We start from the raw sequence: 12615 nt of genomic DNA on the forward strand, positions 1-12615 counted from the left end.
AATCCCACAAACAAAAAAGAGAACAACCTCGTCCAACTTGGCCCCGGCAAGAAATCCAATCCATAGCCAAAGTATCCGCGACGCCCAAAACGACGCCACTGACTTTGGCGGGAATTCCCGCCGAGAGAATAGAAAACGAATCTTGATCGAACGATCGACTAGAAGTCTTCGTCGATAACCTCTTTGGAAGCACGCGTTCCAAGCGACCCCCACAGCCCGTAGGGACTCATGCTTCCAGGTGCCGATGCTCCGCTTCCACGACGGCTGACCATTGCTGCACTTTGGTTTCCGGCTTCGATCGAATCGGTGATGAACTTGACCGCACCATCGCCCATCAGAACGTGACAACCACCTTGGTGCCGGCTACTCGGCGAGGCAACTGCTTCCTTTACATGGTGTTGCCCCCCAGGGACCAATGTCAAGTCGCCGGGGATCGGTGACAAACCGCTTAACGTCGAATGATCGATTCCGCAGATTTCGCCGTTCGGTGGCAAAATCGTGAACATGGCGCTGTAAATAGGTCCAAAGTCAGCCCAACGGTATCCACGGCCAAAATTGGCGCCCGCCAAGTTCACCCCGTTAGCCCAAAACCGAGGGCGAAGTGGATCGATGTACTGCTCACAGAAAGATGGATTGCTGTAAACCGAAGGGCCATCTTGGTTGATAGCGATGCGAGTCGAAATACTACGGTCACCTAAGTCAGTCGCGATTTCGCCTGCAACAATGGTATTGGCGAGCCCGTCAAGGATATCACGAAAACGCTGGACCTGTTTTGAAGTGAAGGCCCCACGAGCTGATGCGCGAGCTTCGAGTGCGAAATTCTGGTTTTTCGCGAGCCAAGCGGTTTTGTTGCCAAACGAAGACACAACGATCGAGTCGCCAAGGCAAGCCGCATAGTTGGTACGACCGTTCGCAGGCAAACCAACCCCAGGATCACTCGGGCATCGATACGTCGGAATTTCGGCCATCCACGGACCATAGGCCGTGACATTCGGTGTCGGCCCCATCGCTGGCCAAGGATTTGCCCGAACGGAACCGTTGGCGTTATACCCGTTTGGATTGACAATCTGCTCCCACAACGCTTGCTGCTCGATGAACGGCAGCAGAGGAACAAGCATACTAAGTCGTTCCAAACTCTTGGTTTGATTGTTGTTCCAAAATTGGGTTCCCGCCCCCACCGTCACACGCGATCCCGTTCCCGATCCATGCTGCGGCATTTGTTTGTATGCGGAATGATAGTTGTGAATGCCTAACCCAATTTGCTTGACGTTGTTGCTGCAACTCATTCGACGAGCCGCCTCACGGGCAGCTTGTACGGCGGGCAATAAGAGCCCCACCAAAACTCCAATAATTGCAATCACCACTAACAACTCCACAAGCGTGAAGGCGTGATGCTTTGATTTATTAATCATGGATGGATTCCTCAGGGATATAGGAAAATAGTACAGAACAGAAGCGAAACTCAGGTGAAACGAACCGTTTTGTCGCACCCAAAATCATCAGACACGTACGACAAAACATTTCGACAGTGATGATGGACGCGTTCGAGTACTTCTAAACAAAAAAAATTGGAAATTACGACGATGAATCTGCGGACAAATATTCTTTGGCAAATCGGTCTTTTTGAAGTCCTCAAATCCTTCATTGTGTGTAGATTGCAAGTCGCATCCGAGAATTGCACGCATTGAAATCGTAACGCGATAGTGGCAATCACCACATTCAAAGCAGGCGTCAGCGATTGGACGTAAACTCCGTTTCAAGTTTCTTAAATTGGTTGGCAAAAAACATGCATGTTAAGCAACGCGATTTCTTTGTCTTTGGTGTCATTTCCATCTTTATTTGCTTTGCTCTTTGTGCGGAAAACGCAGAGGCGATCGAGCGTGATCCGCAAGACCATCCTAATATCGTTTTGATCGTTGCCGACGATCTCGGATACAACGATTTGAGCTGTATGGGACAAACCAATTTCCAAACACCCAACATCGATAGCCTTTCTGCAGAGGGACTGCGATTCACCCAGTTCTATGCTGGATGCACAGTGTGTGCTCCATCACGTGCCTGCTTGTTGACGGGCCAGCATACCGGCCATGTGCACCAACGATTCAATGGATCCATTCAGTTTCGAGAGGACCCATTGGACATCACGATTGCTACGATGCTCAAAGATGCAGGCTATTCGACTGCGATGATTGGCAAATCGGGTTTGTCGTGCAACAGCCCCGATGGTGCACTGCCCAATCGAAAAGGGTTTGACCACTTTTTTGGATTCACCAGTCACGGAGCAGCCCATCGCTACTACCCGCAAACCCTGTGGAAGAATGGTCTACAGATGACATACGGTGGAAATCATGGAAAGGAAGGCGATACCTATTCGGGCGATCTATTCTTGAACGAGTCGCTTGAGTGGATCGAAGCGAATAAAGACCAACCGTTTTTCCTACACATGTCGCTGCAGCAACCTCATGCCGATCTTCAAGTACCATCACCGTATCGCGATAAGTTCGTTGGAAAGTTCGACGAGAAACCAAATCCAGACGGCCACTATCGAGCTGAAACGCATCCGAAAGCAACGTTTGTTGGGATGATCAATTATCTCGACGACACGGTTGGAAACGTCCGCAAGAAGCTCGAAGAACTGCACATTGCTCGCAACACACTTGTGCTTTTCACAAGTGACAACGGTCCCCATCATGAAGGGGGACATTCGGCCGAAGCATTGGACTCCAACGGTATTTGTCGCGGTGGAAAGCGAGACTTCTACGACGGCGGTATTCGCGTTCCACTGATTGCTTGGTGGCCCGGGACAATTCAAAGTGGACAATCCTCCGACGTGATCAGCGCTTTTTGGGATTTCCCCCCGACCGCATGCCAATTGGCTGGAATCCGTCCGCCCGGTGAAATGGATGGTCTGTCGCTCGTGCCAACATTGACCGGTGAGGGGAAACAAGCTCAGCACGACTATCTCTACTGGGAGTTCTACGAACAGGGCGGCAAGCAAGCCGTTCGCCAAAAACAGTGGAAGGCCATTCGATTGAACGTGAACAAGAGCCCAGACGGCCCCGTGGAACTATACGACTTGGCCACCGATCCTAGCGAGATGCAAAATATCGCGACCAAGCGACCCGAGATTGCCAAACGCCTAGCCGCGATTATGAAGCAAGCTCATGTGCCGTCCGAGTCGATTTCGTTCCGCGATGGACCGAAGAAAAACAAATCCGATCAACGGAACAACGGAATCGGGAAACGCCTTGACGCAAAAACAATGGAACGAAGCCCATGGAAGATTCTCTCGGTGACCAGCGAATCGAAAAGCAACGGCAGAACGATCGACTTGATCCTCGATGACGATCCACAAACCCATTGGCACAGCCGCTGGGATGGCGTGGATCCTCCGAAGCATCCCCATTCATTTATCATCGATTTGAGCGAAACCCAAACGATCTCGGCCGCGCTGTTCATGAGTCGCCAAGACCAACCGAGTAACGGAATGATTAAGAAGGTGAGTGTTGCGATATCGGATACGCTCGATTTCGACGAGCCCGTGGTAACGGCTACGTTGAACAATTCACGGGATGAACAACGGGTTCCTGTGGCGGCATCAGGTCGTTACGTCAAAGTCACCGTTCTTTCCGAAATCCAAGACAGGTCTTTCGCATCGCTATCGGAGTTCAACTTAGAGCACTAAGCGAGAACTGCTACGGCTTTCGCTACGATCAATGCGTGGATCGAAAGCAAAACATTTGGTATCGGAAAGCACGTTTACCCGTCTTAAAATGTTTGCATTGATGAAAAACGCGATCAAATCAAACAATCGCTTCAATGACAACATCTTGCCACCAAAAATTATTTGACTTCATTTCAACAGGTCTGTCGCGACTTTCACACCCGTCAATGCCATCGCGTTGTTGGAGTCCTTTTTGATGGCAGCTTGAAAGCATAACAGCGCTTCTTGAGGACGTTTTTCCTCCAGCAGAACAATCCCTAGCTTCACTTGAGCGTAGACATCGTCGGGACTCTGACGAATGACTTGTTCGTACAACGCGATCGCACCAACGGAATCGCCCCGTCCTGCCTTCGCCTCGGCAAGCAAAATGAGGGTGTCGCGATCATGGGGATAGTCCTGCTGAAGTTGTTCCAAAAACATTTCCGCTTGCCTAAATTCGCTCAACTTCAGATGAGCCATTCCCAACGAAAACACTGAACGGGCTTGAGACCGACTTCCATCGGGGAGCCCTGCGACTGCGACCGACAAGTAGTCTCGAGCTTTCTTATATTCTTCCAAATCAATCAACATCTCGCCATAGCGGTGATACGCACGCGCATCGAACGGATACGTCACCAGCAGGCTCTCGTACTCAGCGGCCGCCTCATCTATTCGGTTGGTCCGATACAGACAATCGGCCCGAACCAATTGACTTTCGTGATCGCCTCCCAGAGTCTCTATGGCATCACGAGCACGCGGCTCGGCCTCTTCAAACTTGCCTGCCCAGTGCAATACTTTTGCCAAGTTTCGCTGCGCGATCCCATGACTGGCGAGATTGATTCGGCTTTCAACAAGCCGTTTGACCGTCGCGACATCCACTTCCTCGATCGGGTCACCACCGATCGAATGGTGATCCTGCAAGCACTCGACAATCCAAAGTGCTAGAGCACGGTGCGCTTCGATAGTCGGATGGACATGATCCAAAAAATACTCTGCGCCAAGAATGGAATGCCCATAGTCCCGTTGACATCGCTCTCGCAATTTCCGATCAAAGTCGACCGTCATCGCTTTCCGCTGGTCACCAATGGAGCGAACCGCAGCGACAAAATCGTCAGGTGCTCGCAACGCACACACGTCTTCATTCAGTGCTCGTTGGAACGACTTCTTTGATTCGGCGATGGCTTGGGTGTCAAACTGTAAACGACCGAGTCGGTAATCGACCAAGGGATATCGGTCGTCAATCTGTTTCGTCTGTTTCAATCGTTCAATCGCTTGCTGAACATCCCCGTCCGCCTCGGCACGCGATGCTTGGTCGTACCACTCAGCGAATTGTTGCCGGTCCAACTCGCTAATGTTACTCGGCAGTTCACTCTTGAAAGGCGAGCAATTCTTTTCGTTCGACGCAGGGACGACAAACACGATTTCCGCACCGGCACCTCGCGCAATGGAAATCATTCGTTGCAGATTAAATCGATAATGATCGAGGACCTTGGAACGCCAAATGTCATCGCGATGATAGTCCGCTGGCCCCACAGTGTGATTAAGAATTTCGTCAACGTCGCCCGAAAGCGTTTCCTGAGTTTTCTCTTTGGCATCTAGATGCGAGTGGATCGCTCGGTCAATCAATCCATAAACACGCGTTCGGCTCAAAATCGACGTGACCTTCATTTGGAACTCGGACTGTTCAAACATTCCCTCATAAGTGCGCCGTTCAAGGAATTCGTTGTGCCCCGAGTAGACAACAAACAGATCCGGTTCGTATAGAGCCAATTCCTGCATCACCGCTGCAACACGGTAGCTCGCATAGCTCACGCCACCGGCATTAATGATCTCCCAATTCGTGGATGGATCCGCGACCGGAAGAAACTCACGTAGCCAACCACAAAACGATGTGTTATCGCTATACGGACGGCCGAAGGTGGTAGAGCCACCGACACAAAACACTCGGCGAGTGCCGGCGGCCTTTTCTTTTGGGAACTCCTGTTCGTTAAACCACACCAACTTATTGGTCGCGGTACGTAGCATCGTCTTGCCAGAATCGTCAACCACTCGCTCCCAAAGGGGTATCTGGCTCGAAAACCCGACAAATGGATCCGAAGTGTCGGTGACACGCCCAACCCCTAGAAGTGCCAACAAGCATTCCAGAACCACAAAAACGACAACCGTCACCAAGGCAGAGAATACAACCTTCTTGCGAGTGCTTAGCGGATACGGTTGCGATGGATTCAAGATTCGATCTTTTTGTTCAGGTTCATTTGAGAAATCAACGGGCAGAAGGGCATTTGCAGAATGTCACGCGATGACAAATCCCCATATTCTTCGAGACAAAACATCTCTTCATATTGTGCCTCGACCCAAAAACAACTCCCCAGCGACGCATTTCCGATACGCCGGTTAAGTACCGACTCGTAGCCATTCGAGAGGCAATTCAAAATCGGGCCAATACAACAGTAGGGCGACCGAAACGACAAGCGTAATCACAAAAAGAATCGCGACATAGACGAATAACCGGCGGCTTCCCAAGAAAGCCACTGCGGCGGCTTTGAACACCAAGTTTGACATCGTCGCGATCACGATGACGCGCCAAGCAATTCCCGCCTGCAGCTCTCCATCTTGGAAAATTTTGGCAGTGGAAAGCGTGATCGCATCAACATCGGTCAAACCCGAAATCATTGCGATCACGTAGAGCGCTTCATTTCCGAAATGATGCTTAGCAGCGGCAACGACGAACAACACGACAGCGTAGAGTCCGCCGAACACAATTGCCGGTTTTAACTGCGAAGGGTTGTCGTGCTGGGGCAACTCGGTCTCACTACGACGCAGCACTGCAAACAAGACCAAACACTCAACTGACATCACTCCCAAAATCACGGCGATTGGCAGTACCGCAGCACGAAACAAAGCAGGCGAAACAATTGCAACCTCGCCGAGTACGCGGACGTTAACGATGGTCGATGCGATGACGATCACAAGAGCCGCTATCGAACTGACCGATGGATTCCCCTTCGTTTGTCGAGCATAACTAACCGTCGTCGCCGTACTAGAGATTAATCCACCCAACACACCCCCAAGAATTGCACCGACACCCGCGCCGAGAATTTTGTAGAGGACGAAAGCAACCAAGCTAATCCCAACGATCAAAACGACCATTAACCAAATTTTGTATGGATTCAAAACTTGATAGGGCCCATAGGTTTTATCGGGCAAAACAGGCAAGATCACTAAGGCGATCAGCACGAGGTTTATCAAACCACGAAGATCCGCTTCACCAATTCGCGTGACCCAACCATGAAGTCGTTGCTTCCAGTGCAAAAGCACAGCAACGATACCGGTAATGACAATTGCAGGAGTGTACATCCCCACGGCGAGTGCGGCGCCGACGCCAAACATCATCAACGCAGCCACTTCGGTCGTCATGCCAGGATCGGATTTTCCCGATTGAAGTTTGAGCAGGTTCGCGACCATCAAAAGGCATGCGATGCTTATCATCCCCACCGCTGTCGTCCATTCGCCTTGCGTTCTGCCAATCAAGACGCACAGAGTGCCGAAAATGGTGATTAGCGGAAACGTTCGAATCCCCGCGACCTCCGACGCTTTCCACTGTCGCTGGAGGCCCACTAGCAGCCCAAGCCCAAGGGACAAGGCGATGGCAAGAAAGGCGTCATTTGGCGGCATAGAGAAACTCTTCGCAAGGAAAGCTTTTTTCGAATCAGTCTTAAACCAGTATAGTCCACGCGCCAGCGCATGCGTGACCGAGTCCCTCTCTATGCTTAGTGACCACAACTAACTCAGTTCCATTTTCACCCTGATTCGCTATGCCAAAATATCAATTGACTATTTTGACAGAGCGATTTTTTCAAACAGGCTCGAAACGTATGTCTCATCACTCATTCAAACATTCTGTTGGCTTCCGCTTGGATCACCTCGGCCACGGCACAACAGATCCAATGATCGGGCATCCAGTCTTGCTGGGGCTCACTGTAAAAGTCACTCAGTTTTTCTGTCACGATTTTGGAGCCTTCACCGAATGACTTGGTTGCCTCATCCATTCGATTCAACTTCTTTGCCGCCATCGAGCGGACCAATAACACAATTGCTTGCTGAAGCGGATCACCACCTTCAAACCCAGCATCAATGCATTGCTCATATTCTCCCGATCGATACAGCACCATCATTTTCGCAAGTTTCATTTTGTTGTTATCGGACTTCTCGAGTGCCTCCGTTGCAAGTTGGTTGATCAACTCGACATCGACTCCAGCATCATCCGCAAGGCAGCACAAGGTAACCAACTTGGCTTGCGACCACATATCTAGGTCACGGTCTTTCTTCCAAGCCTGTTTGCACGTTTCCTTGAATGATTCCAGGTCACCATGGTTCAATTGTGCCGCCCCCGACGCCCAAAAATCATACTGACCCGCGGGATTGTCGGCCAAATGTCGTTTCATTTGCTCGGCCACCCTATCCCACTTACCTTCTGCGGCCAACTTTCTAGCAACGTGCGTCTTGGGTCCCAACAGTTTTTCAAGTTGTACACCCAGTTCGGAGCCCCGTGCCCGCAACGAGACGACTTTGCCTTCTTTGTCAACCAGAAACACGGTCGGAATCGCATGGATACCGTATTTGACTGCCATCGGATGTTTCCAACCGACTCCGTCTTTAAAAAGATTCACCCATGGAATCTCCTGTTTCTCAACATACTTCTGAAGAGCCTCTTGCTTCGTATCGAGGCTGACCCCCACAACTTCGAACCCTAAATCGTGGTAAATGTCGTAGTGTTTGCGAACGTTTGGAGTTTCGGCGATACAGGGACCACACCATGTCGCCCAAAAATCAACGAGTACCACCTTGCCGCGATAAGATGACCAATCGAACTCGGCGCCGTCGAGTTGGGTTCCTTCCAGTTCGAGCTCGTTGCCCAACAATTCCAATCGCCGTACCGTTCCCTCGAAGGTTTCGGCATACTGTTTCGCCAAAGGAGCGTCAGACTTTTTTAGCAAGTCAGCAAACGCTCGGTTGGCCTCCACCGCCAACTCATGTTCAGCATAGCGTTCCAAATAGCTGACCAACATTCTCACGTTTGTGAAATCATTACGCTCAACACCTCTGTCAACTGCAATCGACAATTGACGTTTTGTGAGTTCATAAGTTTGACGCTGCTCCTCCGATTCCGCCTTACTAATTCCACGAATCCTCACCGCCAAACTAGGACCGGCGATTGCGGTGAACTGCGCGTCGGTCAGTTTATCAGGATCCTTCAAAATCTGCTTGGCCGCCTTATCTCGCGCCGCCGAAATCTTGACAATGGCTTTCTGATAGTCACCGGTGATCTGTTTCTGCAATTGAGTCATCTCTTCGAAAAACTCCAACACCTCATCAACGTCTCCATCCGGAACGGTGATCTCTCCGACGTCTAACCTAGACGTCCGCTCGGTCTCTGTTTGTTCCTGTACACCCTGAGCCAAGGCGGGCAGACACGTCAACGCAATCAAAATTCCAGCGAAAATTCGTTGAGCGATCATGGCGATCTCCAGTTAGATTGAAAGGGCAACACGTAACTAAAACGATTAGAGCCTACGATCACACCCTTTGTTGGCCAAACGAAGTCCACAACTCCAAAATTCTGATTGTTATCAAATCCCACCGACCGAAGGTTCACCGGGCCAATCCAGGCCCAGCATGCGACGGATCGCGGCAGTGCAGTCAGTCGAAGTCGCCAATTCACTGCGTCATAAAGACACGCTGTCAACGTCGTTTTCGAAAACAGGCCAGCACACGAGGAACGATGTGACAGCCTAAATCTCAACGGCCCTTTGCCGCTGAGAACGAAACGGTGGGCCGGCGGCGAACTCGATTTGCCAATCAACGTGAAATCGTCGTCTGGATATCGCCACTTTTGAGTGAGCTATCCATTCGTGCTGGTTCAACCCAAAGCCTAGAAGGATCGGCGTCTATGAACGGACAGTCCGTCCGCGCAAGCGTAAAATCGTATATGATTACGGTATTAGGAATTAGGAATTAGTACGTTCGATAGGGGAATTCTGATGGTGAATCACGTGCAGCTTCCGCTAACGATCATCCTATTGACACTCCTACCCACTGGCTGTCGCGACGGGATTTGCGACGAACCGTCGCCGTCGAATATCCGAACGGATGAAGACATTTTGTTCTTTCCAACGTACGGACATTACGAACAAGAGACGAGCACTTGGCGATTCGATGTTCATGGAAAAGTATTTGAGCCCGAATACAGCTCGATGAAACGTGCTGCGTTGATCGCCGTCTTACAAGCAACTGCCGACTTCAGCAACCGTTCGGACAATGAAGTTCTCGAAGATCGAATCAGGCCGTTCATCGTCGACAACGAACGTGGAAAATCAGTAACAATCGAGATTACTGGAGAACAATTCACGACCGGTGTCTCCGACGCGAATGGGCACTTTTCTAAGTCACTGGCTCCCCGTTCGGGTTCACTCGGCATGAGCGACAAGAAAGAGAAGATCCTAGCAGTGCAAGCGGTTTTGCCCCGACGTGATTTGCGAATTTTTTCAGGCCGTGTGCATCTGATTGCTCCCCAAGGGGTTTCGGTGATCTCCGATATTGATGACACGATCAAGCTCTCTCAAGTGACAGATAAATCCGAGCTAATGCGGAATACCTTTCTGAGAGAGTTTCGAGCGATCGAAGGCATGCCCGAGTTATACACTGTTTTGGCCAAATCCGATGTCGCCTTTCATTACGTGTCCGGTAGCCCCTGGCAACTCTATCAACCGCTCGACACCTTTATGAGCAAAGCAGGATTTCCGAAGGGCACCTTTCACTTAAAGCATTTTCGTCTCAAGGGATCCAGTGCGTTTACGATTCTATCATCCCAACAAGAAACCAAGCTTGCCGCGATCAATCCTTTGCTAAAAGCATTTCCCAACCGCAAATTCATTCTGATCGGAGACTCGGGGGAACAAGATCCCGAAATCTACGGGCGAATCGCACGAGAATCCCCCCTTCAAATCGTTGGTATCTATATCCGCAATGTCACTGGTGAGAAAATCGATGACGAACGGTTTTTAGATGCGTTTGCGGGCGTCCCCAGCAATCTCTGGAACCTTTTTGGCGACGCATCTCAAATCAAGGAAGAAATCATCCACTTGGCAACAACCAAACCGTGATCCCCATTGACCCGTTGTCATGCAAGACAAGCCAGACCGAAGTGACTACCAGGACACTGAGTTTCAGCGTTTGCTAGTCGAATATGCGGACATGGTTGAACGCGGTGACCGAGTCGATCGTGATGCGTTGGCTCGTGAGCACCCCCAGTACGCCAACTCGATTTGCGAGTTCTTAGACAACCATGTTTTGTTGCGTGCTGCGTTGGAAGATCCAAACGACTCTGGATCTGGCAATGATTTGTTTGCGACAATCAACTCTCCCGCTGAAATGAACGGAAGTGGCAGTATCGTGTGGTCACTCGCGCGATTGAGTGAGAGCGAATACCCAGTTCAATTCGGTAACTATTCCTTGAAACGCGAAATCGACCGTGGTGGGATGGGGATTGTTTTTGAGGCATTGGACTGCAAATTGAACCGCGTGGTTGCGTTGAAAATCATACGGTCGGGCGAATTAGCAAGCGCCGAAGAATTGCGTCGTTTCCGAGCCGAAGCAGAAGCGTCATCCGCGATCAAACACCCCAACATTATTCCAATTTTCGAGGTAGGTGAGGTTCACGGATTGATCTATTTCACCATGGCGTTTGTCGACGGAGAGGATCTCGGAGCCCTGTTGCGCCGCCAGAGCATCGCTCCCCAGGAAGCCGCAAAGATGGTCGCAAAAGTTGCGGACGCTGTCGCAACGGCGCATCACAACGGAGTGATCCATCGCGATTTGAAGCCGTCAAATGTTCTCGTAGACCAAAAGGGTGAGCCGTTCCTGATCGATTTTGGCCTCGCTAAACAGCAGTCCCGCGAAGCACTCACTTGCAGCGGACAAATTCTCGGTACGCCGACTTACATGGCTCCCGAACAAGTAAGTGGGCGACCGATTGAAGCCCCCATGTCCTGTGATGTCTACTCGCTTGGTGCGATGCTCTATGAATTGCTGACACGCCAACCTCCATTCCGTGGCCCGACGCAATTTGACATTTTGCTACAAGTTCTCGATCGTGAACCACCGCGGCCTCGGAAACTTAACAAACAGATTCCTCGTGATTTGGAGTCGATCGTTGTACGGGCCATGGAGAAAGCCCCGTCCGAGAGATATTCTTCGGCGCGGCAATTCCAAGAAGACGTACAGCGGTTCCTTTTGGATGAGCCGATCACCCGGTCACACCCATCGATAGCCGATCGATTGCGAACATGGTGGCGTCGAGAACCGATCTTGGTCAGCCACCTGTGCGGAATTCTCTCGGTGCTTCTTATCGTCGTAGGCGCAGAGTTGGTCCGTCAAACGCCATCGCCCGATACGCAATTAAAAGTATCGCTATTGATTGCATGGTTGGCGAGTTCTTTTTTGTTTCAGCGTTTAGCAGTCATCGATCGGATGACCGACATTGCTCATTGGACTTGGGCTGCATTTGATGTCGCAACCTACACCACGCTGATCTACTTAGCTGATTCGCCGCGAGGTTTGCTGCTTGTGGGTTATCCGATGATGATCGTTGCGAGTGGTCTTTTCTATCGCGTTCGTTTTGTCGTGTTTGTAACAACACTCTGTTCAATCGGATTTGTAATGCTTTGCGCGTTGGTTGATGACCCGATCGCCAAACGTCTTGACTTTAGCGTTATTTACATGTCTGGTTTGGTGGTATTGGGGCTATGTCTAGTCTCAATGATCCGCCGTGTTCGGGGACTTCGCGACTACTTTGGCGGGAACGCCCCTTAAGCATTACGGCTAACGCATTTTCGTTTCCGCAGGCGTCGATC

7 protein-coding genes are annotated in these 12615 nt (G+C 50.7%); 3 read left to right on the top strand and 4 right to left on the bottom strand.

What is annotated here, in order from left to right; translation table 11 throughout:
* Window positions 1-158: 158 nt before the first annotated feature.
* A complete protein-coding gene (locus CA13_RS31700; protein WP_146404132.1) occupies window positions 159-1412 on the bottom strand; it encodes a DUF1559 domain-containing protein in 1254 nt (417 codons plus the stop codon).
* A gap of 374 nt (window positions 1413-1786) precedes the next feature.
* Here CA13_RS31700 and CA13_RS31705 point away from each other — a divergent pair, with 374 nt between their 5' ends.
* On the top strand, window positions 1787-3685 hold the full coding sequence (locus CA13_RS31705; protein WP_419195226.1) for a sulfatase-like hydrolase/transferase: 1899 nt from the start codon (window positions 1787-1789) through the stop codon (window positions 3683-3685).
* Window positions 3686-3853: 168 nt separating this feature from the next.
* Here CA13_RS31705 and CA13_RS31710 read toward each other — a convergent pair whose 3' ends face one another.
* The 3 genes from CA13_RS31710 to CA13_RS31720 all read right to left on the bottom strand — a co-directional run bounded on the left by CA13_RS31710 (window position 3854) and on the right by CA13_RS31720 (window position 9222).
* Window positions 3854-5932 (bottom strand): tetratricopeptide repeat protein, encoded by a 2079-nt coding sequence (locus CA13_RS31710; RefSeq protein WP_146404133.1) that lies wholly within the window; start codon window positions 5930-5932, stop codon window positions 3854-3856.
* A gap of 165 nt (window positions 5933-6097) precedes the next feature.
* The gene (locus tag CA13_RS31715) at window positions 6098-7378 is read right to left on the bottom strand and encodes an MgtC/SapB family protein (RefSeq protein WP_146404134.1); all 1281 of its coding nucleotides are present in this window, start codon (window positions 7376-7378) and stop codon (window positions 6098-6100) included.
* Window positions 7379-7590: 212 nt separating this feature from the next.
* Window positions 7591-9222, bottom strand: a complete 1632-nt coding sequence (locus tag CA13_RS31720; RefSeq protein ID WP_146404135.1) for a TlpA family protein disulfide reductase — start codon at window positions 9220-9222, stop codon at window positions 7591-7593.
* Window positions 9223-9744: 522 nt separating this feature from the next.
* Between CA13_RS31720 and CA13_RS31725 the strand changes: the two genes are divergently transcribed.
* Window positions 9745-10866: an App1 family protein gene (locus tag CA13_RS31725; RefSeq protein ID WP_146404136.1), complete on the top strand. Its 1122-nt coding sequence runs from the start codon at window positions 9745-9747 to the stop codon at window positions 10864-10866.
* A gap of 19 nt (window positions 10867-10885) precedes the next feature.
* Window positions 10886-12574, top strand: coding sequence for a serine/threonine protein kinase (locus CA13_RS31730; protein WP_146404137.1), 1689 nt, complete (start codon window positions 10886-10888; stop codon window positions 12572-12574).
* The last annotated feature ends 41 nt before the right edge of the window (window positions 12575-12615 follow it).

Source organism: Novipirellula herctigrandis (genome assembly GCA_007859835.1).
Classification (GTDB): Bacteria; Planctomycetota; Planctomycetia; order Pirellulales; family Pirellulaceae; genus Novipirellula_A; species Novipirellula_A herctigrandis.